Origin of the sequence: Solidesulfovibrio sp. (genome assembly GCF_029978005.1) — a bacterium.
Taxonomy (GTDB): domain Bacteria; phylum Desulfobacterota; class Desulfovibrionia; order Desulfovibrionales; family Desulfovibrionaceae; genus Solidesulfovibrio.
Genome location: NZ_JARKOZ010000181.1, coordinates 1 through 24,559 on the forward strand (window position 1 = coordinate 1; position 24,559 = coordinate 24,559).

Genomic DNA, 24,559 nt, shown 5'->3' on the forward strand with positions numbered 1-24,559 from the left:
GCACGGCAACTACGAGGACCAGGAACTCAACACCTACCTCTACAACCGCTGCAAGAACATCATCACCTTCCTCAACAACATGGTCTACTTCCTGACCGCCCGCAACCAGGAGATGGAGCTGTCCGCGTCCGTGGACGTGCAACAGCTCTACGAAAGCTATCTGGTGCGCCTGACCACCCTGCTCTACGAGCTCAACAAGCTGCTGGCCCGCTTCCACAAGTAAATCTCGACCGCCGGGCGTTGCGGCGGCTTGACAGGCGAAAACCCCTCGTTACCTCTTGCGGGAACCCGCCCGATGCGCGCGGCGCATGGGCAAGGAGGGAGCCCCATGGCCAACGGCTGGGCCGGCGACGGCGCGGTGCAGGAGCAGATCGCCCATTCCATCGAGGACGAGGTGGCCCGGGCGCGAAGCCTGTTGCCGACGGGCGAAAGCCTGTCCGTGTGCGAAGAGTGCGGGGAGGAGATACCCACGGCGCGGCGCAAGGCCCTGCCCGGCGTGCGCCTGTGCGTGACCTGCCAGCGGGAACGCGAAAAGGACCAGGCCGTGTCCAGCCCCTACAACCGTCGGGGCAACAAGGACAGCCAGTTGCGCTGACCTGCGCGCTTGGGCGCGGCCTTGTCGACCTCCCGGAAATTCAGGCAAACAAGCGTGCCGGCAGCCCGCCCTCAGCGGCAGCGCAGGCCGGCGGCCAGGCCCGGCGCGACCTCGAAGACCAGCGGCGACGCGCCGATGGCCGCGCGCACCTCGGGCACGGAGGCCGCGGCCGCCCGACGATCGCCGAAGCGTCCGGCCAGCACGCGATAGCGCAGCGTCTTTCCCTTGCCTTCCTCGGCCAGACAGGCCGGGATTCCCCTGGCGCGCAGCCTTGCCGCCTGCCCCTCGGCGTTTCGCGGATCGGCGAAAAGCCCGGTCTGGAGCGCCACGAACCCCTTGTTCCCTTCCCTGGCCTTTCCCTTGGCCGCCGGTTCCGGCAGGGCCGGGGCGGCGGGTTTGGCCGGGACGCCGCCCGGGGCCTTGGGCGGGGAGACGGCGGCTTTGGCCGCAGGCGCGGGCGAAGCGGCCGGCGTGGCCGGGACGGTCGACGGGACGACGGCGGCAGACGGGGCGGCGGTTACGACGGGGACAGCGGAGGCAGGCGCGGCAGCGACAGGCGGGACGGCCGGAGAAACCGGCGCGTCGGGGGCGACAGGCACAGCGGCCGCCGATGCAGGGACGGCGGGCTTCGCTTCGCCGGCCGGGGCATCGCTCACGGTCGGGGAGGCGGCCTCGGCCACGACCATCAGTTCCGGGGCCGGCAACGGGCCGGACTCGACAGGAGCGGCGACCGGGGCGGCGGCGGGCACGGCCGGCCGGGAAGCCGAGGCGTCCGGCATGACGAACGTCCGGGAGGCGACGAGGGCGTCGCCGTCGTAGAGCTCCAGGAGCCATTCCCCGGGCGCGGCCGCGCCGGGCGGGAAAAAGGCGTAGGTCACGCCGGCCGGCTCGCCGGGCCGGGTCGGCACGTGCCAACGGTCCACGGCCGGCGCGCCGCCGGCCAGGGACGGCCGCGTCAGGCGCGCCTCGAAGATCGCCGGCCCCGCGCCGGGCTTGCCCGGCGGCACGAACCGACAGCCCAGGCCCTTGTCCGCCGGCGAGAGCTCCGTCCCCGGCCGCACGGCCTTCCCCCCCGGCCACGGTTCGCCCGGACCGGGCTCCACGGCCAGCCCGCCGCAGGCGTCGAAAACGCCTTCGGTCGCGGGCGGGGCGGCGGCAAGCGGCGCGGCGACGGCCAGGACGGCCAGGATCAGGCAGGCCGCGACGACGCGGCGCACGGGCGGGCACACGAACATGGGGCAAAGGCGTCACTCGGCCAGGTGTTCCAGCATGCGCCGGGCCGCTTCGTAGCCGGGATCGATCTCCAGGGAGATCCGCAGGAACTTCCGAGCCTCGGCCAGGTTGCGGCAGCGATGGTAGGCGGTGGCGATGTTGTAGCCGACGGACGGAGCCTGGCGGGCCAAATTGGGGTCCGCGGCCAGGGCTTTCTCGAAATGGTCCACGGCGGTGTCGTACTGCCGGCCTTCGGCGTAGGCCACGCCGATGTTGTAGAAAAGGCCGGCGTCGCCCGGGGCGATTTCCAGGGCTTTGCGATAGTTGTCCACGGCCTGCTGCCACAGGCCCTGGCGGCGCAGGAGAATGCCCCGGTCGTTGAACATCCACAGGTCGGCCTGGCCGAGCGACGAGCCCTTGGCCTCGATGGCCTCGGTGACGAAGCGCAGGGCCATGTCCTGGTCCTTTTCGCCGATGGCCCGGGCGATCTGCATGAGCGAATCGCTGACCATGTCCGAGGCCACCCGCGTGACCACGCGACGGGCCTCCTCGAAATAGTCCTTGGCCTTGTCCGTGTCGCCCTTGGCCAGGTGCAGGCCGCCGATCTCCACCTTGCGCTCGAAGTTGAGCGGCGAGAGCGTGTCCAGGCGGCTCAGGTAGGCCAGGCGCTTGTCGCTGTCCCCGGACTCGCGGCACAGCTCCACGAGCTTTTTGAGCGGCTCGATGTAGAGCTTCTCGGCCCTGGCCGCGGCCACGTAGTGCTTTTCCGCCGCCTCGTAGTCGCCGCGCTTGAGCGATGCGTCGCCCATGAGCAGGTGGCATTTGAGGCTGTCGGGCTTGATTTCGAAGGCCTTGGCCGCGATCCGTTCGGCCTGGTCCAGGTCGCCGGAGGCGATGAGCTCCGCCGCCCGGTCCAGAAGCACGCCGAGCTGGTTGTTGGGCTTGACGGCGAAAGCGATCTTTTCAATGAGGGCATTGGCCGAAATGGGCTTGGTGATGCAGCTGTCGGCCCCGATCTCGTGATTGAGGATGAGCTCGTCCCGGGACATCTCGGTGCCGATGACGATGACGCGCACCCGGTCGCCGTAGAAGGTCTTGAGCACCTTGACGGGCTTGATGCAGGCGGCCTTGTGCAGGCGACGCTCGACGAAAAGGAGCAGCGGCGCGGTCATGCGCCCCACGGCCTTGTTGGCGAAGGCCACCAGCTCGTCGTAGCCGGCGGTTTCCCGAAAAACGGCCTTGGCGTCCAGCCGCAGCCCGCCCAGGGTGAACTTCACCAGACGGGAGAAGCTCTCGTCGTCCGTGGCCGCCGCGGCCATCCCCCCATCGCCGAAATAGTCGAGCACGATGCGCTCGTATTTCTTGGCCGTCTGCTCGGCCTTGATCTTCGCGATATTGGACATTATTCCGCCAACGCTCTCGTTACGCGCCGCCCGCCGCGCCGCGCACCCGGCGCAACAGCGCCAGCAGTTCGGGATCGACGAAACCGAGCCCGGGTTCCTCGTTCGTGGGGGCCAACACCTTGAGCGGCTCGGGGCAGCACACGCCAAGACCGCGCAGGCGCTCCACCAGCCCCGCATCCACCACCTGCCCGGCCACGGCCGCCTTCTCGCCCGTGCCAAGGCAAATGTCCTGTTCCAGGATCATGCCCGTCGTCAAGGTCGAAAGCGTGGCCTCGGCCCGCAGATAGCCCTCGCGCGAGCCGGCCAGCATGCCGAGCAGCTCCAGCGCCTTGGGGTCGTAGACCCCGTCGCGGCCGGCCATGGCGGCCAGGGCCTCGTCGCGGCCGACGCCCGAGGTGAGCAGCCGATCGTAATCCAGCGCCGCCTTGAGCAGACGCGCGCCCAGGGGGATGGCCGCGCCGCGCGGCCCGTCGCCGTCGCCGGCGAAGGCCCGCTCCTGATGGCGGATGATGTCCGCCACCTCGTGCAGTTTCGGAATGTTGGCGAGCAGGTCCGCGCCGATGCCGGGATGCCGGGCGAAAAGCGCCGCCCTGTCCCCGGAGAGGGCCCCCTCGGCCCGCAGGGCGACGAACATGGACTCGGGCATGACCACGGCCCCGAGCTGGGACAGGGTGACCGCAAGCTCGATGCGCCACACGTCCGGGGCTTCCAGGCAGCGGGCCATGTCCGTCACCAGCTTGCGGACCCGGGCGGCGCGGCCCATGGCTTCGGCGTTTTGCAGGGCGAGCAGGTCCGTGAGGAGCTTGATGATGCCGCGAAGCGCCCCCTTGAGGAAATCCCGTTCGGCCGTGGCCTGCTGGTAGTGGGCCACACCGGCGGCCAGGGCCTCGTCCAGGACCTCCTCAGGGCAGGGTTTGGACAGGAACCGGAAAACCTGGCCCACGTTGACGGCCTCCGTGGCCGTGGCCAGGTCGGCGTAGCCGGTGAGCATCACGCGCGCGGTGTCCGGGCAGACCTGGCGCAGCCGGCCGAAGAATTCCAGCCCGTCGAGGCCCGGCATGCGCAGATCGCTCACGACCACCGCGTAGGGGCCGCCCTCGGTCACCGCCTCCAGGGCCCGCAAGGGGCCGACGGCCGTGTCCACGGCGTACTTGCGCCGCAGCTTGCGGCGAAACGCCGCCACCAGTTCCGCGTCGTCATCCACAAACAGTATTTTGTGCTTTACGCCCATGCGTCCGCAACCTCTGTCCAACAATACGACGTATCAAGCCTTTTGCGCGCCTCCCTCGGTGGGGAAGCGGATGAAGAAACGCGCACCCTCGCCCGGCCGGCTGCCGCACTCGATGGTCCCGCCGTGGCGGGCCATGATGGCGTGGCTGATGGCCAACCCCTGGCCCGTGCCCTTTCCCGCCGGCTTGGTGGTGAAGAACGGATCGAAGATGCGCCCGGCGTGGGCCGGATCGACGCCCGGTCCGTTGTCGGCCACGGTCACCGTCACGCTTCCCGCGACGAGCGATGAAGCAATGGCGATGCGGCCGCGTCGCCACGGCTCCCGTTGCGCCTGTTCCTCCAGGGCCTGGGCGGCGTTGAGGACCACGTTGAGCAGCACCTGCGACACCTCATGCGGCTGACCGTACACCAAAGGCAGGTCGGGGGCGAGGTCAAATTCCACCTCGGCCACGTGTTTCCAGGCGTTCCTGGTGATGGTGACGATGTCGCGGATCTGGGCGTTGATGTCGAAGAACAGCGCCTCGCCCGTGCCAGGGTGGGACATCTGCCGCATGGCTCCGACGATTTCGGTCACCTGCCGGATGCCTTTGCGGGTGTTGGCGATGGCCGTGGGCACTTCCTGGCGCAGATAGGGGAGGTCGGTCTCCGCCTCCAGCTCCCGCACCCGGCCAAGCGAGGCGGCCAGGGCGGCGCGGGCGTCTCCCTCCCCGGCCACGGCGGCAGCCGCGTCGGCGAGTTTTCCGTAGGCGGCGGCAAGGGTCAGCATCTCGCCGAAGGCCTCGTCGAGAAAGCCCGCGTTGTAGCTCACGTACTGGATGGGAGTGTTGATCTCGTGGGCGATTCCCGAGGCCAGCTGCCCCATGGCCTGCATGCGCCGCTCGTGCAGGGCCTTGAGCTCCCGGGCCTTGATCTCCGAGAGGTCCTGGCCGAGGAGCAGCACGCCGGGGGGGCCCTGGGGCACGGGCACGGGATTGACGGTCAGGCCGAGCAGTCGCTCGTCGCCGCCGGGGATGAAGCAGCGCACCTCGTCCACGCGCACGGGCCGCAGCGTTCGCCGACTCTCGGCCATGGCCTCCCGCACGCAATCCTCTTCCCAGTCGATGCCGACGTCGAAGAAATCGCGGCCGGTCACGTCCGCGGCGGCAAGCCCGAACACGGCTTCGGCGCTGGCGTTGAACCGCCTGATGCGGTCCTCGCCGTCCAGGCTCACGAGGATGGAACGGATGGAGCCGAGGAGCATCTCGATGTCCCGGGCGACCATGGCCATCTCGCGCTCGACGGCCTGACGCCGGGTCACGTCGCGCACGGTCTCGGCCAGGCCGATGATCGCGCCCGAGGCGTCGCGCAGCGGATGGCACACCACCTCGAGCTGGCGTTCCCCGCCATCGGGCGCGGGCACCGCCACCACCTGGGACGTTCGTTCTCCGGAAGCCAGGACCTCCTGGGCCGGACAACGCCCGCACAATCCGTCCACGTCGGCCGCCAAGGCGTCGCAGGGCTCGCCGACCGCGAATTCCCTGGGCACGAGCAGCCGGCGCATGGCCTCGTTGACCGCCAGCAGGCGGCCCGAAGCGTCCAGGAAGCAGGCGCCGACGTCCACCGCTTCGAAAAAGGCGTGAAAATAGGGCGCCAGGGCACCAGCCGCCGCAGCGGACGGCGTCTTGCGGGAACGGGCGCGGCTCACCGTGATCCTTCCTCCAGCCACACGGCCAGAAAGGCCTCGCCGGCCGGAACCAGCCCGCGCAGGAACAGGCAGTCCGCGTCGGGGCGCGCAAAGGGGCGGTCCCTGTCGACCCGGGCGTCGGTCAGGCGCAGGGAGGCGTCGCGCAGCATGTCGTCGCCGTAGCGCAGCACCGTGTCGAAGACGTCGGCCGGCTCGTTCTCCTCGGGCAGGACCTCGAGTCCCCGGGCCAGGCGTTCGGCCAGGGGGGGAGAAAACCCGAGGCCGGCCTCGAGGAGGTGTCCGTCGGGCACGCGGCCGGACAGGACCGCGTTTTCCGGGTAGTCGCGCCAGGCGCCGGGGACGCCGATGGCCGCCGGTTCCAGGGGCAGGTCGGCGAAGCGCCTCACCGCCCTGGCCGTGGCGGCGAAAAGCGCCTCGGCCACCTTGTTGTCGGCGAAAAAATCCTGGATGTAGCGCAGATTCACGCGGCCCTGTTCACGCATGGCGTAATGGCGGTCCATGAGCGCCTGGTACTGTTCGCGGGTGATGTGCCCGCGCAGGAGCAGCGCTTCGCCGAGGTAGGTATGCTGGACCTTCTGCAGGAAGAGCAGTTCGTCGAGCTCGCGGCGGGACAGCCTGCGCTGGCGCACGGCGATGTCGCCGAAAAGCCCCGGGTCGTGGCGTTGTTTTTCGCGCACGGCCATGACCTGCTCGGGCGTGAGCACCCCCCTGTCCATGGCCACCTCGCCGATGCGTCGGTTGTGCTCACGCTGGAAACGCAGGCCGTCCTCGAGCTGCTCTTCGGTGACGGCCCCCTGTTCCACCAGAAATCGCCCAAGAAAGCTCATCCTCCCACCCCTTGTCGGACCGGACGGGCCGGCTTGTCATCGTACCAGGCGGCTGCGCAGGGACACGTCGGGGTCCGCCTGTTCCAGCTTCTTCTCTATGACGCGCATAAGCCCGGACGCCTCGGCGAAATCGGGATTGAGGCCCAGGGCCATGTCCAGGAACTTCCTGGCCAGCCTGGGCTTGTCCTTCTCGTAATACGTCCTGGCGATGTTGTAGAGCAAGTGTTCGTCGTTCCTCGTCAGGCGGTAGGCCTTGAAATAGTAGCGCAGGGCCTGGGAGTACATCCCGTGCTTGCGCATCTTGATGCCGAATTCGTTGAAAAGGTGTTTGTGCTCCTCGCCGAAGGCCGCCTCCAGGGTGATGATGCGCCGGCATACCAGGTTGGCGTTGTCGAGCTCTCCCCGATCGAGGTAGGTCAGACCCAGGCCGAAGGTGGCGCGGATGTGCTCCTCGTCCACGCGCAGGGCGTTTTTGTACTCGAACTCGGCGGACATGTGCTCGCCCTGGCTGCGATGCCCGTCGGCCACGTCCACGGTCTCCCGGACCTGGCGCATCATGGGGACGACCTTGTTGAGGTACAGGTCCGGCTCCGGCAGGTAGCTCCCGAGCAGTTCGTCCTTGGTCACGAGCCTGGCCTTGCCCGAGGGGATGAAATGCTTGTTGAGGTTGCGCAGGATGAAGCGCCCGTCTGCCTGCTCCTCGGCGAACACGAAGACGTTCTGCTTGACCTTGCGCTTGGTCGTGCCGAACCCGATGACGCCCAGGCTCTGGGTGGAAAAAACCCCCTTGAAAGGTTCGCCGCTCGCTTTGGCGGCATCGTGCCCGTGGACGGGAGAAATATCCATGATCCGCGCCTGATTAAAGTTTCCCGGCGTCCCTGCCGGCGATCCGCGCCAGTCCGGCGGCAAGCGCCCAGGGAGGTCGCGTCATCCGTCCAGTATCTTGGCGAAGGCCAGCTTGTCGGCCGGCGGCACCAGCACCCGCCAGCGGGCCTTCTTCCCGGACAGGGTCCCGAGGTCGTGCAGCCGGCGGATGGAGAGGGTGTTGAGTTCGAGCCCCCGGCTGAAGACCAGTTCCCCCTTGAGGTCCGACACGTCCTGGTCGAGAAGCATGCCGGCCACGAGGTCTTCCCCGGAGACCAGCCGGGGCTCGTAGCCGTCGGGCATGGTGGCCAGGGATTCCAGGGCGCCGAGCACGTCGGGGTCGTACCAGCCGTCCCGGCCGCGCATGCGCTCGAGGCTTTCGGCCACGGCGTTTTCCGACTGGCGCTTGTGGCGGTACATGGCTTCCAGGGTGTCGAAATCGAGCGCGACCTTGAGGATGCGCGCGCCGATGGGAATGCGCTCCCCCTTGAGGGGATCCGGGGGCAGGCCGCCGCCGTCGTAGCGCTTCTCCTGGTAGGCGATGATCTCGGCCACTTCCCGAAGCCTGGGGATGTTGGCGACGAGGTCCGCCGCGACCCTGGGATGCATGGCGAACTCGTAGGCCTTGTCCCCGGGCAGGGGTTCGCCCCGGTAGGCGCGGCGCAGGATGTCGGCCGGCATGCCGGCGCAGCCGATCTGGGAGAGCATGGCGGCGAGCTCCAGCCGCCAGATGTCCTCCACGCCGAGATAGGCTCCGACATCCAGGGCCAGGCGCTTGACTCGCGAGCATTTGCCGAAGGCCTCGGGGCTCACCATTTCGAGCAGGTTGGTCAGGAGCTTGATGGTGCCGCGCACCGTGCCGCGCAGGAGCTCCTTTTCGGCCGCCTGCAACTGGTACTGGCGCAACCCGGCGGACAGCGCCTCCTCCAGGTCCTCCTCGGGGCAGGGCTTCGTCAGGAAGCTGAAGACCTTGCTCTTGTTGACCGCGGCCATGGCCACGGCGATGTCGGCGAATCCCGTGAGGATGATGCGCACGGCGTCCGGACGCAGTTCCCTGACCCGGCCGAGGAACTCCACGCCGTCCATGCCCGGCATGCGCAGGTCCGAGACGACCACGGCCACGTCCAGCCCCGCCTCCAGCATGTCCAGGCCGACCCGGGGTCCGGCCGCGACCTCCACGTCGTAGCGTTTGCGGAAGGCGCGCGCATACGAGGCCAGGATCTCCTGGTCGTCGTCCACGAACATGACGCGCGGCTTGTCCATAGCCCTCCCGGGCCGCCTGCACTTCTTTCGAGAACCGGCCCTTCTCCCTTTTCCTAGGCCAAGCGGAGCGCTTTTTCAAGGCGACGCGCCGGGACTTCCCGCGCCGGCGGCCGTCACGCCCGCGGCCAGGCCAGGCCGTCGCGCGCCGCCACGATGCCGGCGGCATCGGCAGCTCCCGCCACCGCCCTCTTGCCGGCCAGCCGGGCGCGTTCGACCTTGCGGCCGAACTCCCGCCACTTCTCGGCGGCGGCCAGCACCGCCGCCGCCACCTCGGCCGCGCTGTCCGCCGTGACGCCGATCTCGTTGAAGATGTCGGGATACTCCCCTTGCGTGGGCGTGGAGTCCTGGAGCAATGCCGTGGCCTGCGCCTCCTTGGCCTGGTAGGCGGCGATCTGGCCGGCCCCGGGCGTGAGCACCGTCTGGCGCAACGTTTCGGCCATGGCGTCGATGGCCGCGCAGGCGGAAGCCCGGGCAGCGCCCAGATCGACCTCCCACTCCTGCCCGATCTCCACGGGCGTGCCGTCCGGGACGGTGAGGATGAGGCAGCCGGGATACAAGCCGGCGAGGTCTTGGGAGTCTGAGTGGGTTGAGACGATACGGCATAATCCATTTATACATATTTTCATGCCACCACCTACCCTTGGGCTACCATTGAATTGTTGTTTCCAATTTGTCCAACAGCCGGAGAGATGCTGGCGCTTGATCTAAAAATGGTATTTGATGGGTCATACAGCACAAAAGAGGCGTTATTTGCCATAATAGAAGCGTATGAGCAACTATCGAATATGCATACAGTCCCATACGCCCTAAGGACTGTCGATCTATACTGTGAATACACTCCATACTTACATGACTTGACAGCTATCGTGTCAAAAATAACACACGCCGATTGCATGGCGTCTATGCCGGCATACCAATTATAAAAAATCACGGAGGAAACATTCCCGTAAGCCATAACAGGAAAATAGACGCCAAAGCTCGAGCCTCCACCGCTTCTTAATGTAATACCAGTTATATTCTTAACACATCTATTTACGGTGAACCCATTCACGCCGCCAGACACATTCAGTACAACTCTATTTGATGGTTTTATTATTATATTTCCACCACCAACAGCGCTCGATGTGAACGTTTCTGACGAGCACGTGATTATCGTATTCGCCCCGTCATAACTAACGCCCGAAACGACATATGCCCCATTGAGCTCGCTCGTGCTGGAACCGGTCAAGCCGATGACATCGCCAACCGCGATGTTCTTCGGGGCGTCGGCGTTGGAGAAGTAATTTCCGGCGACGGTTATGGTCCTGGCCGTTGCGTCTATAGCCGACAGAGCTACCTTCGTTTCGGCCGCCGTGTTGCCCCGAATCTGGATTTTATCTGCGTCCGGGTGGTCAATATTTATCGTGCTCGAAACCGAGTACGTCCCGTCCGCCACTTGTATCGTCATCGTCACGCCCGAGGCGATCAATTTGTTTTTGATGCTGGCCAGCGCTTGCGCGATGGACGCGAACGGCGCGGACGACGAGCCGTCGCCTGTCGCGTCGCTGCCCGTCGTGGCCACGTATATGGTCGTATTGGCCGAGAGAAGCCCCTTGGCCGATGCGGCCAATCCGGCCGGAGTGACGGCCTTGGCGGCGAGGGAGCCGGCGACGGTTTCCGTCGCCGTGGCAAGCTGCACCTTGCCTTTGACGCTCGTCGTCGCGTCGGAGACCCAGGAATCGACCGTGCCGGACGGATCGGAAACGACGATCCTGGTCCCGCCGGGCGTCGCCGTGGCGTTGGCCGGGTTCTGGACCACCAGCGTGTTCGCGTCCAACGTGGCCAGGCCAAAGGCCACGCCCTTGCCGGCCATGAAGGCGTCGATGGCGGCATGGCTGTGGGTCCCGACGCCGGAAAGCGCGCCGTGGGCCACCGCGCCGCCGTCGGCCGGGCCGGCGTGGCCGTGGTTGGGCAGCGAGGCCGGAACGTCGTTGCCGTGGAGCACGGCGGCGAGATTGGCCGTGAGCCCGTCCGCGTCCATGGCCAGGGTCGCCGTGGTCCGGTCCGCGCCGGCGTCAAAAGAGGCGGCGGACACCGTGGCGTAGCGCGCGCCGTCCGCGCCGCAGTCGGCCAGGACACGCACCCCGGGTTGCAGGGCGTCCGTCCTGTCGCCGCCGACGGCGAAAGCGTTCGTGCCGAGGAAACTGGCATTCATGAGGCTCCCTCCGAGGGTTCCATAAGGGTCGTGACTGTCAGGAAAAAGATACCGTTTCGCGGCCGGAGCCGTCAGGAGAACCGGGCGCGCACCGCAAACATCGCCGTGCGGCCGACTCCGGACCAGCCGCCAAGCGTCAGCGAGGCCTGGACGCGGTAGACGCCGGCCTCGGCCAGGTCGCCGGCCCGGGTGACGTAGCGGATATGGCGCGTGACGCCGTCGGCCTCGACCAGGCTCCCGGCAAAGGCGCGCACCGCGCCCGAAGGCACGCGCACGAGCAGGGCCGGGGCCGACGCGCCGGCGATGTCCCGGCCGCAGTCCACCAGGAGCTCGACCCCGGTGTCGCCTTGGTAAACGCTCTGCATGGCTCCCCCTCAGGTTTGTTCGATCTCGACGAACGACGAAAGGGCAACGGCCGGGCGAATGGGGCTGCGCAGCGCCAGACGCGTCGCAATGGGCGAGGACAACCGGGCCACCTCCCGGACGCCCGTGCCGGCCAGACACTCGGGTGCGGCCAGGGTCAGCCCGGCCGGGGCCGGCCGGGCCGCGACCAAACCGACGGCATGGGTCGGGAAAGCCTCCCCCCGCGCCAGGGCATGGGGCACCGTCGCGACCGCCCGGGGCATCCCCCGCCCCTGCGCGGTCGCGACGCACGCCGCCCGGGAACAAGGGGCGCGGGCCATGACCGCCACGGCCACAGGCAGGGTCCCGGCCACGGCCACGGCCGCCGCGCAGCCGACCCCGGCCATCCCCGTCGCCTCGCCGGCGGCAAGCCCGACCCGGCAGACCGCCACGGGCGCGGCCACAGCATCGGCCGCGAACCCCGACGCCCCGTCGGTCCAGGCCACGGCCGCATCCACCCATGGCGTGGCCACGGCTACTCCAGGACCAGGACGCCGGCCGCGTCGAAGACCACCGAGAACGTCCCGCCGGTCACGCCCATGTCCTGGCCGAAATCGAGCAGGCACAGCAGGGGATTCGTCCTGCCTCCGGCCGTCTTGGCGGCGTAGACCACGGCGTAGCGGGCCGTCAGCGTGGCTCCGGGCCAGGAGGGATCGGCCGCGTCCAGCACGGCCGCATCGCCGGACACGCCCCAGGTCACCCCGGAAAGGGCCGCGCCGCCGGCCGCGTAACCCGCGCCCGAGGCCTCGGCCGGGGCCACGTCGGTGAACACGGCGTGCCCGGCGTCCGGGACGTAGGCGCTCGTGAGCAGGGCGCATTTGAGGGTGTCGCCGTCCAGGGCGAAAAGCCCCTGGCCAAGGCCCTGCTTGAAGGATGCGTAGATGCGGTTGGCCATGGAACCTCCTGCGATATCGGGGTGGGGTTAGACTTTGTAGTTGTAATTGTGGTTGTAGCTTTCCCGGAATCCGTTGGACTTGGAGGTGGTTTCGCTGACGGAGCGCTGGGTGGATTCGGTCGTCGTGGTGTTGGTGCGCTGGCCGATGGACTCGCTGTAGCCGATCTGGGCCGAGGCGTTGACGGAGCTGAGGGCGCTGGCCGCCATCTGGGACGAGACCTGGGCACCGGAGCGGATCTTCTCCGCCTCCAGGCGCAGCTCGCCCAGGGAGTTCTGGAGGAGCATGTCGGCCTCCTTGATGGAGACCTCGGCCGCCTTGAGGTAGGCGTCCACCTGGGCGGCATGGTCCTTGGAGCGCAGCTCGGCCTGGTCGCGCCGGGCGGCGAGCCCGGCCTCGTAGGCGCGAAGGGACAGCTCCTTGTCCTTTTGCAGCACCTCGGCCGCGGCCCTGGCCCCGGCCAGCTCGGCCTCGTAGCGGGCCACGTCGGCCTTGTAGGCCTCGAGCTTCACCCGGTTCTCCTCGCCGGAGACGGCCAGCCGCGTCTCGGCCACGGCCTTGGCCGCGGCCACCCGCTCGCCGTAGGCGCGCACCTGTTCGGCGTAGACCCGGGCCTTGGCCTCCTGGCCGGCCATGGCCGCGGCCTGGGCGTTGTAGCGGGCGGTATTGGCGTTGACCGTGGCCACGTAGGCCTGCACCTGTGCCTCGTAGGCGCTGATGCGGTCGCGACTGAGGGCGGCCTTGGCCGCCGCGCCCTCCATGCGGGCCTTGTAGAGAGCGACGAGGGTGGTCGCGCCGGAAAGCTCGGCCAGGTACAGGTCGGCGGCGCGCTTTTGGGCCTCGCCGGAGAGCCGCGCCCCGTCGAGCCGGGCCTTGTAGGCCTCCAGGTCGGCCAGGGCCGCCCGGATGCGGGCCTCGAACACGGCCGCGTCGGCCTGATAGCGGGCGAGTTGGGCGTTGTGCACGGCCACCTTGGCGTGAAGCGCCTCGTAGCCGTACTGGGCCAGGGCCCTGGCCCCCTCGAAGGCACGCGAGGCCGCCTGGTTGAAAAGCTCGATGCCCTGCGCTTCCAGGGCCAGGGCGTCGGCGACGGCGGCCCGGCCGTTTTGCGCCGCCATGTCGGCTTGGCGGACCAGGATGTCCAGGTTGCCGGCAGCGGCCTTCTCGGCATGCTCGGCATAGGCCCGGCGCAGGGCGTCGGCCAGGGGGCCGGACAGGGCAGCCGTGCCCCGGGCGGCGAAGCCGTCGGAAAGCTCCTTGAGCCGCGTCGCCAGTTCGTCCTCCAGGCGGTTTTTCGCCCGCTCCCACAGCCCCTGCTCCAGTTCCGGGCCGAAGCCCGCCCCGCCGGCGCGCACCTCGCCTTCCAGGCGCGCGGACAGGGCCTGGCGCAGGGAGGAATCGTAGGCCGCCTCGCGCGGCAGGACGAAGAGGTTGCCCGGGGCGACGAGCTCGGGCAGAGGCGGCCGCTCGCCCTCGAAGGTCGGGGTGATGGGGCCGGGCAGCTCGGGTATGGCCACTGGGTCGAAGACCGGCGGATCGGGCAGGACGATGGCCGGGTCGGCCGGGGTTTCGACGTCCGGCAGGGAGGGCGCGTCGCCCGGGACCTCGGGCCAGACCAGGTCCGGCTCCCCGGGCAGGATCAGCTCGGGCGGCGCGACGGAAAATTCCGGCACCGACAGCCCGTCCAGAGCCACGGCGGCAAGCCCGGGCGCGGCCGGCGCGGCCACGTCGCCCAGCGACACGCCGGCAAGGACCGGCACGTCGGGCACGCCGGGGTATTCCGGCGCGCCGGGCAGCTCCGGCAGGTCCACGGCAGGATAGGTCAGCTTGGCCACGCCGCCCAGGCGATCCAGAAAGGCGATGGCCGAGTACCAGGCGTCGCTGGCGTAGTTTTGCGCCGTGTCGAACTTGTTGCGGACGATGCCGGCCGCGCCGGTGGAATCGCTCATGACGCCTCCTTGGGGATGGTGATGGGGGTGAGCCCCAGGGCGGCGGCCTGGGCCGCCTCGTGGTCATCGGCCACGAAAAGCCCCGTCAGGGCCTCGAGTTGCAGCAGATAGGCCTGGGCCGGGGACAGGGCGTAATGGAAAAAGCGCGGCAGGCAGACGTCCATGACCGGGTTCATGCGGTAGGCCCCGATGGCCGTGCCGGTCGCGCCGTTTCGCAGGGTCCAGGCGTTGACCCCGCTGGCCTGGTAGGCGCAGGCCGCGTCCAAAGCGCAAAGGGGCTGGTCGCCCTCGTAAAGCACGGCCTCGGCCGCGTCGGCGGCGGCAACGTAAAGCCGCACCAGCCCGCTTGCGGCATGGGTCAGGACCACGTGGTGCCACACGCCGAGCGCCAGGCGGTCGCTCATGGCCGGGGCGTAGCCGAACTGGCTCTCGAAGTTGGACAGACGCGCGCCGAGGAGCCGGTCGCCGTTGTAGACGAACAGGCCGGCCGCCTGCATGCCGAGGACGAAGCCGAAGGGGTGGGGATAGTCCACCCCGCGCGCGTCGCGGCAGGCCTCGCCGACCAGCCGCGGCGCACCGTCGCAGGCCGTCTCCACCCGTTTCACGCCGAGCAGCCTTTCCGTATTGGCGGCGTAGTCCGCGTTCCAGGGAGCCCAGGGATAGGTGACCTCGGCCGACCAGTCCGGGTGCAGGTGCGGCGAGCAAAACCCCAGCAGCGGCGAAATGGAGCCCGGGCAATCCCAGACGTAGTCCGAGCCGTCCGCGCTTCGCAGCAGGTAGACGCGAAAGGGGTTGGCGACGTCCCGGTCGTCGTAGGTGTAGTCGTAGGCCAGGGTTTCGCGCAGCCGCACCAGGCAGCTCACGGAAAAGGGCGCGTCGTCGGGAATGTGGTCGCGCCCGTAGAGCAGTCCCGAGGCCGCGCCGCCCGGCAGCACGAACACGCCGCGCCGCCGCTCCAGGCCGGCTTGCGGCAGGCCCTCGGGCTCGGGCAGACCGGCCTCGGCCGGGGAGACGACCACGACGTCGTTGCCGAGCCCCAGGCTCCAGCCGGCGAGATCCCCGTCGGGAACGGCGTTTTCCAGGCCGTCGTAGCCCTCGTAGCGGGCCAGGCAGTCCGGGATGGCGAAAAAGGAGCCCGCCTGACGTGGGCGCGCCACGGGCAGCGGACGCGGGCGCGACGCGGTCCGCCGCCGGGCCGGGGCCGCGATCTCCACCTCGTCGAGGTCGCCGATGCGGCGGCACGCGACGGTCTCGCCGCCGTCCAGGCGCAGCGTCCGGGAATAGACCGGCAGATCGAGGCGGTTCTCCCGGCGCATGGCCTCGAGCTCCCGAAAGGCCAGGCCGCGCAGGGCCATGAGCCTGTCGCCCTCGTCCGGGCCGCCCACGAAGCGCAGCCTGGGCGTCGGCCGGAAATCCGCGTTCACGGCAGCCTCCGGTCAAGGGGCGTGACCACGAGGGCCACGGCCCCGATGTCCAGGGCCGCGCCGTCCTCGCTTTCCAGGGCCACCCGCCAGGCGTCGGCATGGCCCCGGCCGAGCCGGGCCGCGCCGCGCCCCGGAAGCTCCCCCTCCCCCACCGGGCCGAGCCGGCCGCACAGGACGTCGCCGGCCCCGCTTTGGGCCGCCACGGCGAGTTCGCCCCCGACCACGCCCTCCACGACCACGGCCGTCAGGCGCTTGAGGCCGGGCAGGCCGCAGTCCGTGGCCGGCAGAGCCAGGCGGGCGACGATGGCCGCGCCGGCGTCGTCGTCGCCGCCCACGCGGTACAGGCCGTCCGCGTCGGCGAGCAGGATCGCGCCGTCGTGGACGCAGGCGGCCAGGGAAGGCAGGCCGGCATGGCCGGTCAGCGCGCCGCTTTCCAGTTCCAGGGAAAAGCCCATGTTCGTCATGCCCATTCCTCCCCGGCGGCGTGGTCGAAAATGGCGGCGTCGAGTTCCTGGCCCGGGGCGCTGCCCTGGGCCATCGCCCCGAGCGGGACGACGAAGAAATCGGCCTCGGCCCAGGGCAACGGCCCGCCCAGGGCCAGGCAGCCCGGCAGGGGCGGCGCGGCCTCGCCCGCAGCCAGCGGCCCGGCCAGGGCGCGCAGCCGCGCGGCCGGGGCTGGGAGGCGACAACCGCCAAGCCCCAGGCTCCCGGCCAGGCCGCTTCCCCTCTCCCGCAGACGGGACAGGCGCGCCCGGCCGAAAGCGGCCGAAAGCTGTCGGGCCTTGGCCGCCGCGCGCGCGGACGGCAGGCGCGCCGCGCCCCCTCCCCCGCCGCCGGCCACGGCCAGCGCCTGGGCCGGGGAAAGCTCCGGCCAAGCCAACGCGCCGGCCAAGCCCCTGACGGCCACGGCCCCAAGGTTCGCCCCGGCCCAGGCCGATCCGGCGCTGCCCGAGGCCGCGAGCGAAACGGCCCGGCACTCCGCCCGAGCGCCGCAGGCGGCGGCGCAGCGGACGAATCCCGAGGCGACGGCCGCCGCGCCGCGCCCCCCGGACGCGGCCTCGCCGGCAAGGTCCAGGGCCGGCAAAACCACGGACTCGGCCAGGGCCCGGGCGAAGAAGTCCGCCGCCCGCTGGCGTACGATGAAAAAGGCGTCGGCGGTCAGGGCGTAATCGACCAGGGCGTAATAGGCCGCCTCGCCGAGGACCGGCAGGCCGGCGACCGCCCCCTGGCCCGCGCCCAGGGTCCAGTCGAGGACCGTCCACAGCCCGTCGCTTTCGCGCCTATAGGCCACCCAGGCATGGCCGGCCCTGTCCAGGCCGACCCGGCCAAAGGCCGTGACCAGGCGGTCGGCGGGCAGTCCGGCGGCCAGCAGCAGGGCGTGGAGCAGGATCGCCCCGTCCTCGCAGTCGCCGCTGCCCGAAAAGTAGGTGGCCAGGGCGCAGTTCCAGACGTCCTCGCCGTCGGCCTCGTCCGCGTAGCGCACGGCCCCGGCCACGCCGGCCAGAAGCGCCGCGGCCGTGGCGTCGTGGCCCGTGGCGCCGCCGGCCAGGAGCGCGGCCGCATCGGCCAGTTCCGGATCTCCCCGGCCGAGCAGGGCCGTCACCGCCGCCGATCCCGGGGCGTTGGCGACCGGGCTGTCCAGGGCGCAGGCAAAGGCCCGGGCGACCAGCCGCCCCAGGGTCAGGTCGGCGTCGCCATGGCGTGCGTTTTCGCTTGCCGCCGCGACGACCGCGCCGGGCAAGTTCGCCGCCCCTTTCGCGCCCGTGGCGGCCAGGGCGAAAAGCGGCGTGGCGGCCAGGGCCACCAGGATGGCCGGACCGGCCTGGCCAGAGGCGGTGGGCAGGAGGAATCCGACCGCACCCTGGTTATAGCGCCAACCCGGGGTCACCCCGGCCGCGCCCGGCACGGGCAGGGCGCACGCGCCCAGGGGAAGCCAGTCCCCCTGTGCGGCGACGACCGGCACGGGCAGCGGCAGGCCTTCGCCCGGCGCGCTCACGCCGCAGGTGCCGCCGCCCGAAGCCTCGACGCGCAGGGCGCAAAGCGCTTGGCCAGTGAGCGCCTCCTCGGCCAGCGCCTCGACCGAATAGAGGTAGTCCTCAAGGGCGGGCATGGGACCTCCCGACGATCACCCCGCGCGCCTGGCCGTGCTCGACGCAGACGCAGCGCGTGCCGGCGAAGGGATTGGCCCGGTCGCGGGCGGCCGCGCCCTCCCCGTCCCCGAACGCGGCCGCTACGGCCAGGGTCTCGGGCCTGACCAGGGGCGGCACGTCGCGCCGATCGGCCTCGGTTCGCTTTGCCATGGACGTCACCTGTGCCTTTGCCGCGAAAGCCGTGCGGGCTAGAACGCCCCGTAAAACACGAGTTCCGCTACGTTGTAGTTGCCGTGGATGTCGGGCCGAAACGCCGAGACGACCATGCGGTAGGCCAGAAAGTACCGGGGATCGGCGATGTCCATGCGATCCGAAAGGTAGACGCCGTCGTCCCACCAGGAGCAGTCCTCGTCGGCGTAGGGGCTGGTGAAGGTCACGCGCATGCCGCCGTAGCGCGTCATGGAAAGCAGCGTCGTCCACTGCGCCTCGTCGTTGGAGCCTTCCAGGGCAAAGCTCGTGGGATGGCCGCAGGGCGCGGCCTTCATGGGGCAGGAATCGGAAATGGAGGCCGTGGACGAGAACTGGAACCCGGTGACCAGCACCGGCGCGTCGAAACGCAGACCCACGTATTCCGGCACGGCGTTTTTCGGGTTCGGCGCCCAGCAGCCGTTGTAGAGGTCGCCGTTGCCGATCATGAAGTTCTGCACCTCGTCGGCCATGGCCAAGCCCAGGGTGGAATAGAAGACCTGAGCCCTGGTGCGACAGATGCGGTCGGCGTCGGCCCCGACGCAGCCCGGCACGTCGTCGAAACCGCGGGAGAGCAGCAGGTCGCGATAGAACCGGGGATCGTAGGGATCGGGCACGACGGCGGCGATCCCGCCCTGCGTCTCGCTGTAGATGGCAAGGGTGCGCATGATGGCTCCTTAGATCGCCAGGGCGGCCACACCGCCAAGCTGCATCCGACCCGTGACCACGAGGCCCCCGGAAGGCATGTCGCCCACGAACCAGGTCACGCTCGTGCGGTCCCAGGCGTCGGCGTCCTGGACGAGGACGGCGCGGGTCGCCGCCTCCAGGTCGGCGTCGGCCGCGACCAGGGTGTCCCAGACATCCACGGTCTCGAACGACCGCCGGATGCCCAGGGCCTCGACCCGCACGCCCTTGATCACGGCCAGGGCGTAGCGGCCGGCCTCGGCCGTCGGCAGATAGAACCGGCCGTAGCCGTAATGGGACACCTTGAGGTCGAAGGCCTCGTCGTCTCCGGTGTCGGAGTAGATGGTCTCCAGGGCGGGCAGGACCGCGCCGGGCACGAGGGTTCCCTGCAGGACGCCGCTTAACGGTGTTTGCGACAGAGTCACCCGGCTGCCGAAGGAATAGGGCGTGGCCCTGGCCTCGGAAAAAGCCCGGCCGCATACCGCCCGCACCCGGGCCGGAAACCCCTCGAAGCGGCAGTGCATGGTTTGCGGATAGATCTCGGACATGGCCTTTCCCCCGAATTCGCGCCTTTTGGCGTTTTTCCCGACGGAGCCGGGACGTCCCGCCCCGGCTCCGCGCCGCAACCGGACGTTTCCGCGCTAGGAAGCCGGCATGGTCACGGTGAAGCTGTCGATGGTGGTGGTGGCCCCGGCGGTGATGGCGGTGCTGCTCATGTTGAGCTGCGCGCCGGAGGTGGAGACCGAGCCGTCGAATCGGGCGTTGGCCGTGTCCGCGCCGGTGGTTCGGTCGTTGGCGTAGAACCGGAACCAGCCGGCGGTGCCGGTCGTCGTCGCCACGCCGGACCAGACCTCGGAAGAGGACTTGGCGCAGGCGCCGCTGGCCGGGTCGGCGAAGTTGAGGCCGTTGGTGGAGGTGCCGGGGCTGAAGCCCCCGGAGGAAAGCGTGATCTCCAGAAGCGGGGTCGCGCCCTCGGCGTCGTCGGCGCCGGACGGCTGCACGCCGGGGAAGATGCGGATCATGCCATTTCGCATGATGGTCTTGAACCCTTCGCTGCCGAGCAGCTTGTTGCGAAGACCGGTGGAAAGACGCAGAGCCATGCTGGCGCTCCTTGTGGCTTGAGGTTGCGGCGGGACTGCCTAGGCATGCAGGAAGAGCAGGTAGCGGTTGCGCCCGGCCACGGCCCGGGCCGGCACGGCCGGGACGGAAGCGGCGGCGAGGCGCGAGACCCGGCCCGCGGGCAGGCCCAGGTACAGGCCGTCGCGGCCGGCCCAGAGGGCGGCGTCGCCGGAGAGCTCCCGCCCGGCCACGGCGTCGTGGCGGCCGGCGGCCAGGGTCACGTCGCTGCCGGGCAGCGGCGGCACGGGGCTTGCCCGCGCGAAGGTCATGGCGGCGGGGTCGGTCCCGGCGGCGAAGGTCACGCCGGCGTCGTCGCCGATGTAAAGCCCCCCGGCCACGGCCCGCAGCAGGCGCACCCGCCCCGTGGCCGGCGGCAGGTAGCCGGCCAGGGAATCGACCCAATCGTGGAGCCCCGCCCCTTCGGTAAAGCGCACGAGCCCCCCGTCGGCGATCCAGACGCGCCCGGCGAAGAAGGCGAGCAGATGCCCCGCCGGCGGGGCGACGTAGCGCCCGTGGCGGTCGGGGCCGGGATAGGCCCCCCCGTCCCAGGGACCGGCTGCGCCGTCGCGGATGCGGCCCGTTTCGAAGCCGTTGGCGAAGCAGACGTCCCGGCCGACGCCGAGAAAGGCCACGTCCGCTCCCGGGGTGAGGCCCCCGCGCAGGACGCGCGGCTCGCCCTGGGCCGGGATCTCGAGGATCGCGCCGTCCCGTGCGCCGTAGAGGCGGCCGTCGTGGGAGAAAAGGGACGCGTAGCCCCCCTCCCCCAGCCGCGCGAAGCCCGGACGCCGCCGCAACCGGCCGTCCACCACATCCACGTTGACCGCCTCGGCCAGGGCATAGGTCCCCTTGGCCGGATCGCAGGCCAGGCCCAGCGGCGAGGCCGAAGCGCCAAGGCCCAGACAGCGCGTCAGGCGGCACTCCCGGCTCACGACCAGTCCTCCCCGGTGCAAAGCGGTACGTCCACGGGCGCGTCCTGGAGCGTGGCCGGGCCGCAAAGTCCGACGAGCTCGTCCAGGGCGGCCTGCCAGCGCGCGCCGTAGGCCGTGGTCTGGGACTTCCTGCCGTCCGCGCCTTCTTCCAAGCGTTCGAACACCTCCCGGCAGGCGAAGGAGACGAGCAGCCTCCCGGCCAGGTGGGGCGGCAGGCAGGCCGGCTTGTCCGCCCAGCCGGCCAACGGGTCCGGCAAGCGGAAGTAGCTTACGGCGACCTCCACGGCCGCCCGGGGCACGGGCCACACGTGCAGCCGTCCGCCTCCGGCGGCGGCCAGGCGCGCCGGACCGCGCCCCGGGAGACGCGCCGCCCGCCGCAACGCGGCCGGATTGGACAGCATCCTGATCCGGCCGCGCCCGGGGAGGAGGAAGGCGTCCACGGGTCCGTGCTGGAGGTCCGCCGGCAGCGCGGCTTGCTCCTGCCCCGGTCCGAAGGGAAGCCGGGCCTCGGCGGCCAGGTCCGGCAGGCGCGCGGCGGCGGCGGCGGCCAGAAGTCCCCGCCCCAGGGCGCGCACGATCTCCTGCTCGCCCACCGCCGGATCGCCCACGATCTCCGCCACCTCGGCCACGAGCGCGCCCAGGGCGTCGGGACAGGCGACGCGCCTCCCTTCGGCCGCCGCCCGGGGCAGGTAGAGTCGAGCCTCGGCCATGAGAGACCTCCTCGCTGTCGATTGACGCAGTTAATCCAGGGTCAGGAAGCAGGGCTGGCAATGGCCGCTGGTGAAGGCGGCGGCGAAGGCCACGCCGGCCACGGGCTGGTCGGTGTCCAGGGTGGCGTTCATGGCGGCCAGGCTCCCGGCCGCGGCCCCGGGCACGAGCATGCTGCCGACCGGGGCCGTGCCCGAGGCCAGGCAGCAGGCCACCCCGCCGGTCTGGGCGAAGAAGTAGTGCCCGGCCGGCACGTCGCAGGGGGAAACGCCGGCCGGCAGATTCTCCTCCGTGGCCGAGGCCGCGACCCCGGCCCAGGGCGAGGGCACGAGCGACAGCTTGGAATCGGCGGTCAGGGCGGCGCGAAGGGGCTCGGCCAGGGTCAGCACCACCGTGCCGTCGGCGGCGCAGGCCGTGTTGGAGAGGATGCGGCACTGCCGGCCCTTGCCGTCGGCGTCGGCCACCTGCAGGTAGCCGTCCTCATAGGCGTTTTCGGCCACGGCCGCCTGGCCGACGGTCAGGGACAGCACCCGGTCGCCCACGGCGGCCGGAGTGGCGGCCAGGTTCTGATGGGCGGCCACGGCGGCCGGGGCCAGGCCGAGGGCTCCGGCCGTCAGGGCGGCCGAACCGGCCTTGGCGTAGCGGAACTTGCGTCCGTCGGCGGTGATGCGAAGCGCCCCGAGGGTTTCGCGCTTGGCCGGCGAGGTTTCGGACACATCCTGGGTGAAACTCAGTTTCATGGGCTGGGCCATGGGTTCCTCCGGAGGTCGGGGTTGCGGCGGGATCAGGACAGGTTGGCGCGGCAGGCGTGGGCGCGGCGGTTGGAGCAGATGAGGTTGCCGTGCCAGAGGATCTTCATGGAGCGCCCGGCCGGGCCGGCCAGGTCGATCCAGGGCTGGCGGGCGAAGAAGCCGTTCTGGTGCACGGCGAAGCCCAGGTAGTTGGTGTTGAGGGCGAAGAGGTGCCCGGCCGGGCAGTAATCGTCGGCGGCCACGACCATGCCTTCGTAGACCAGGTGGGTGAACCCGGCGCTGGCCACGCCGTCGTCGGTGACGAAGCGCTGTTGCACTTCGAGGATGCGCGAGACCTTGTTGTAGAGGGACTCGGTGGTCACGGCGACGTTGGGCTTGCCGTCGCGGCCGTCGGAGACCTTGGCGGCGCTGCGCAGCTCCTGGAGGGCCTCGAGGCTCACGGTCGCGGCGTCGGAGACGGTCACGCCCTGCCAGGGCTTGGTCCCGTCGGCGGCCACGAGGTCGTTCTCGGCGATGCCGCCGTAGGGCTTGTCGGCGTCGGGGCTGGTCAGGGCGCGCAGGCCCGTGAGCGTCGGGGCCTCGTCGCCGGCGGCGGAATAGAGGGTGGAGGCCAGCCAACTGGCGCAGGTGCGCTGGGCGGTCTCGATCTTCTGGGTGACGAACTGCACGGCGGCGTAGTCCCCGGCGGCGGCCACCTCGTCGGTCAGGTAGACCGTGGCGTTGCCGTAGGCGTGCTTCCAATGGAAAGCGGCGGCGTTGACCGTGACCCGGTCGTCGCTCGACAGGGTGTCCGCACGGGTGAAGAAGCCGCCCTCGGCGTCGGAGTAGTTGAGCGGCACGCGGATCTTCTCGCCGCCGCCGGGGCGCTCGAAGAGCCCGGCCTGACGGTTCATGAGCAGATCCAGCAGGAAGGAGTTGCGGAAGTAGATGTCCACGGCCTTGCCGCCGGCGGCGGCGAAATAGTCGCTGGTGATGGACTCGATCTCGGTCGTCGAAAGGGACATGCGGACTCCTCCTTGGGGTTAGTCGCCGGCGCAGCGGCGGCGGGCGGCCAGGCGGGCGGCCAGCACGGCGTGGACGCCGCCGAACTTCTCGGGCGCGGCCAGATCGGGATCGACGCCCTGTCCCCGTCCGGCTCCGGCCGGGGCGACGCTCAGGGTGCGGGCCAGGCCCTTGGCGCGCAGGCGTTCCAGGGCGCGGGCCTCGGCCGCCGTGGCAGCTTCCTGGCGGGCCGCGTCCAGGGCGTCGTCCCGGGAGCGGCGCTCGGCTTCCAGGTGGTGGGCGAAATACGCGCCCACGTCGTCGAGCAGGCCGTTGGCCCGTTTCTGCGCTTCCAGGGAGCCGTCGGCGGCCAGGGTCCGGAAATCCGGATGCCCGGCCGCGAAGCGGTCCAGGAGCGCCTGGCGCTCATCCTCGCGACGCCTGGCCTCCAGTGCGTCGAGGCGGGATTCGAGCAACGCGTCCAGGCGCTTTTCGAGCTCCACGAAAAACGGTTCCACGGCGGACAGGCCGGGATCGACGGACAGGGCCGTTTCGGGCGGCGCGACGCAAGTGGCTTCCATGACCTCCCCTTTGTCTCGGGTTGACGGTTGGTATGCTCAAGGCCCGGCCGACGGCGGCGGGCCGTGAGGGCGACGGTCAGGCGGGCGCGCCCAGGCGGGCGGCGAAGCGGGCCAGCACCTCCCGGGCGATGCCGTCCCGGGGCGAGGGGGCGCGCCGGGCTTCGCCGGATTCGAGGGGACGCAGGCCCTCGCCGGCCATCCAGCGGCAATAGTTGGCCCGGCTGGGCTCGGCCAGGAAGGCGCGGACATGGGGCTTGGGCGAATCCTTCTCCACCACGTCCGTGACGGATTCCAGCCAGTCGGCGTCGGCGCGAAAGCCCCGGCCCACGGAAACGAGCCGTTTCGCCGTCCCGCCGCAGGCGCACACGCCCTCGGCCGCGTCCATGGCCGCCATGGCCTCGAACACCCGCCCGCACACCCGACACTCGAAATCATACAGAGGCATTCGCATCCTCCTCCCCACCCTTTCCCCCCTTCCAGGGGGTCCGGGGGGGGGGTGGCCCCCCCGCGGGGGGGCGGGGGGGGGCGC

27 protein-coding genes and 1 pseudogene are annotated in these 24,559 nt (G+C 70.5%); 2 read left to right on the forward strand and 26 right to left on the reverse strand.

Annotated elements, in window-relative coordinates; translation table 11 throughout:
• Both Q1K70_RS19315 and Q1K70_RS19320 read left to right on the forward strand, forming a co-directional pair.
• Positions 1 to 223: pseudogene (locus tag Q1K70_RS19315) on the forward strand (hypothetical protein); the annotation flags it as partial.
• 105 nt (positions 224 to 328) lie between these two features.
• A complete protein-coding gene (locus Q1K70_RS19320; RefSeq protein ID WP_300163358.1) occupies positions 329 to 595 on the forward strand; it encodes a DksA/TraR family C4-type zinc finger protein in 267 nt (88 codons plus the stop codon).
• A gap of 71 nt (positions 596 to 666) precedes the next feature.
• On the opposite strand, the gene Q1K70_RS19325 is transcribed toward Q1K70_RS19320, so the two are convergent.
• From Q1K70_RS19325 to Q1K70_RS19450, 26 genes are all read right to left on the reverse strand, one after another.
• Positions 667 to 1,830, reverse strand: a complete 1,164-nt coding sequence (locus tag Q1K70_RS19325; protein ID WP_300163361.1) for an SPOR domain-containing protein — start codon at positions 1,828 to 1,830, stop codon at positions 667 to 669.
• A 12-nt stretch (positions 1,831 to 1,842) separates the two neighbouring features.
• A complete protein-coding gene (locus Q1K70_RS19330; protein WP_300163364.1) occupies positions 1,843 to 3,210 on the reverse strand; it encodes a tetratricopeptide repeat protein in 1,368 nt (455 codons plus the stop codon).
• 19 nt (positions 3,211 to 3,229) lie between these two features.
• Positions 3,230 to 4,441, reverse strand: a complete 1,212-nt coding sequence (locus Q1K70_RS19335) for an HD domain-containing phosphohydrolase (RefSeq protein ID WP_300163367.1) — start codon at positions 4,439 to 4,441, stop codon at positions 3,230 to 3,232.
• A 33-nt stretch (positions 4,442 to 4,474) separates the two neighbouring features.
• A complete protein-coding gene (locus Q1K70_RS19340; protein ID WP_300163369.1) occupies positions 4,475 to 6,124 on the reverse strand; it encodes a PAS domain-containing protein in 1,650 nt (549 codons plus the stop codon).
• Positions 6,121 to 6,951, reverse strand: coding sequence for a hypothetical protein (locus Q1K70_RS19345; protein WP_300163371.1), 831 nt, complete (start codon positions 6,949 to 6,951; stop codon positions 6,121 to 6,123). The genes Q1K70_RS19340 and Q1K70_RS19345 overlap by 4 nt, the downstream gene beginning before the upstream one ends.
• A gap of 36 nt (positions 6,952 to 6,987) precedes the next feature.
• Positions 6,988 to 7,797 carry a tetratricopeptide repeat protein gene (locus tag Q1K70_RS19350; protein WP_300163374.1) on the reverse strand — a complete coding sequence of 270 codons (810 nt, stop codon included), beginning with the start codon at positions 7,795 to 7,797 and terminating at the stop codon, positions 6,988 to 6,990.
• A gap of 81 nt (positions 7,798 to 7,878) precedes the next feature.
• Entirely contained in the window at positions 7,879 to 9,078 is a 1,200-nt protein-coding gene (locus tag Q1K70_RS19355) for an HD domain-containing phosphohydrolase (protein WP_300163377.1), read from the reverse strand.
• Positions 9,079 to 9,191: 113 nt separating this feature from the next.
• Positions 9,192 to 9,635 carry a hypothetical protein gene (locus Q1K70_RS19360; protein WP_300163380.1) on the reverse strand — a complete coding sequence of 148 codons (444 nt, stop codon included), beginning with the start codon at positions 9,633 to 9,635 and terminating at the stop codon, positions 9,192 to 9,194.
• Positions 9,636 to 9,712: 77 nt separating this feature from the next.
• Complete coding sequence (locus Q1K70_RS19365) at positions 9,713 to 11,272, reverse strand: hypothetical protein (protein WP_300163382.1); 1,560 nt, start codon at positions 11,270 to 11,272, stop codon at positions 9,713 to 9,715.
• Between the two features lie 71 nt (positions 11,273 to 11,343).
• Complete coding sequence (locus Q1K70_RS19370; RefSeq protein ID WP_300163385.1) at positions 11,344 to 11,637, reverse strand: hypothetical protein; 294 nt, start codon at positions 11,635 to 11,637, stop codon at positions 11,344 to 11,346.
• A 9-nt stretch (positions 11,638 to 11,646) separates the two neighbouring features.
• Positions 11,647 to 12,147, reverse strand: coding sequence for a hypothetical protein (locus tag Q1K70_RS19375; protein WP_300163388.1), 501 nt, complete (start codon positions 12,145 to 12,147; stop codon positions 11,647 to 11,649).
• Positions 12,148 to 12,149: 2 nt separating this feature from the next.
• Positions 12,150 to 12,569 (reverse strand): hypothetical protein, encoded by a 420-nt coding sequence (locus Q1K70_RS19380; protein ID WP_300163391.1) that lies wholly within the window; start codon positions 12,567 to 12,569, stop codon positions 12,150 to 12,152.
• Between the two features lie 27 nt (positions 12,570 to 12,596).
• A complete protein-coding gene (locus Q1K70_RS19385) occupies positions 12,597 to 14,516 on the reverse strand; it encodes a hypothetical protein (protein WP_300163393.1) in 1,920 nt (639 codons plus the stop codon).
• On the reverse strand, positions 14,513 to 15,940 hold the full coding sequence (locus tag Q1K70_RS19390; protein WP_300163395.1) for a hypothetical protein: 1,428 nt from the start codon (positions 15,938 to 15,940) through the stop codon (positions 14,513 to 14,515). The genes Q1K70_RS19385 and Q1K70_RS19390 overlap by 4 nt, the downstream gene beginning before the upstream one ends.
• The gene (locus Q1K70_RS19395; RefSeq protein WP_300163398.1) at positions 15,937 to 16,404 is read right to left on the reverse strand and encodes a hypothetical protein; all 468 of its coding nucleotides are present in this window, start codon (positions 16,402 to 16,404) and stop codon (positions 15,937 to 15,939) included. Before Q1K70_RS19395 ends, Q1K70_RS19390 begins: the two co-directional genes overlap by 4 nt.
• Positions 16,401 to 18,050 carry a transglutaminase domain-containing protein gene (locus tag Q1K70_RS19400; protein ID WP_300163401.1) on the reverse strand — a complete coding sequence of 550 codons (1,650 nt, stop codon included), beginning with the start codon at positions 18,048 to 18,050 and terminating at the stop codon, positions 16,401 to 16,403. Before Q1K70_RS19400 ends, Q1K70_RS19395 begins: the two co-directional genes overlap by 4 nt.
• On the reverse strand, positions 18,037 to 18,240 hold the full coding sequence (locus Q1K70_RS19405; RefSeq protein ID WP_300163404.1) for a hypothetical protein: 204 nt from the start codon (positions 18,238 to 18,240) through the stop codon (positions 18,037 to 18,039). The genes Q1K70_RS19400 and Q1K70_RS19405 overlap by 14 nt, the downstream gene beginning before the upstream one ends.
• Before the next feature lie 38 nt (positions 18,241 to 18,278).
• Positions 18,279 to 18,944, reverse strand: a complete 666-nt coding sequence (locus tag Q1K70_RS19410; RefSeq protein WP_300163407.1) for a hypothetical protein — start codon at positions 18,942 to 18,944, stop codon at positions 18,279 to 18,281.
• A gap of 9 nt (positions 18,945 to 18,953) precedes the next feature.
• On the reverse strand, positions 18,954 to 19,508 hold the full coding sequence (locus tag Q1K70_RS19415; protein WP_300163410.1) for a hypothetical protein: 555 nt from the start codon (positions 19,506 to 19,508) through the stop codon (positions 18,954 to 18,956).
• Between the two features lie 93 nt (positions 19,509 to 19,601).
• Positions 19,602 to 20,060 (reverse strand): hypothetical protein, encoded by a 459-nt coding sequence (locus Q1K70_RS19420; RefSeq protein ID WP_300163413.1) that lies wholly within the window; start codon positions 20,058 to 20,060, stop codon positions 19,602 to 19,604.
• Positions 20,061 to 20,099: 39 nt separating this feature from the next.
• The gene (locus tag Q1K70_RS19425) at positions 20,100 to 21,008 is read right to left on the reverse strand and encodes a hypothetical protein (protein WP_300163416.1); all 909 of its coding nucleotides are present in this window, start codon (positions 21,006 to 21,008) and stop codon (positions 20,100 to 20,102) included.
• Entirely contained in the window at positions 21,005 to 21,718 is a 714-nt protein-coding gene (locus tag Q1K70_RS19430) for a hypothetical protein (RefSeq protein WP_300163418.1), read from the reverse strand. The genes Q1K70_RS19425 and Q1K70_RS19430 overlap by 4 nt, the downstream gene beginning before the upstream one ends.
• Positions 21,719 to 21,748: 30 nt before the next feature.
• On the reverse strand, positions 21,749 to 22,468 hold the full coding sequence (locus tag Q1K70_RS19435) for a hypothetical protein (RefSeq protein ID WP_300163421.1): 720 nt from the start codon (positions 22,466 to 22,468) through the stop codon (positions 21,749 to 21,751).
• Positions 22,469 to 22,500: 32 nt separating this feature from the next.
• Positions 22,501 to 23,472, reverse strand: a complete 972-nt coding sequence (locus Q1K70_RS19440) for a phage major capsid protein (protein ID WP_300163424.1) — start codon at positions 23,470 to 23,472, stop codon at positions 22,501 to 22,503.
• 18 nt (positions 23,473 to 23,490) lie between these two features.
• Positions 23,491 to 24,030, reverse strand: coding sequence for a hypothetical protein (locus tag Q1K70_RS19445; protein ID WP_300163426.1), 540 nt, complete (start codon positions 24,028 to 24,030; stop codon positions 23,491 to 23,493).
• 76 nt (positions 24,031 to 24,106) lie between these two features.
• The gene (locus Q1K70_RS19450) at positions 24,107 to 24,475 is read right to left on the reverse strand and encodes a zinc ribbon domain-containing protein (RefSeq protein ID WP_300163428.1); all 369 of its coding nucleotides are present in this window, start codon (positions 24,473 to 24,475) and stop codon (positions 24,107 to 24,109) included.
• Positions 24,476 to 24,559: the final 84 nt, after the last annotated feature.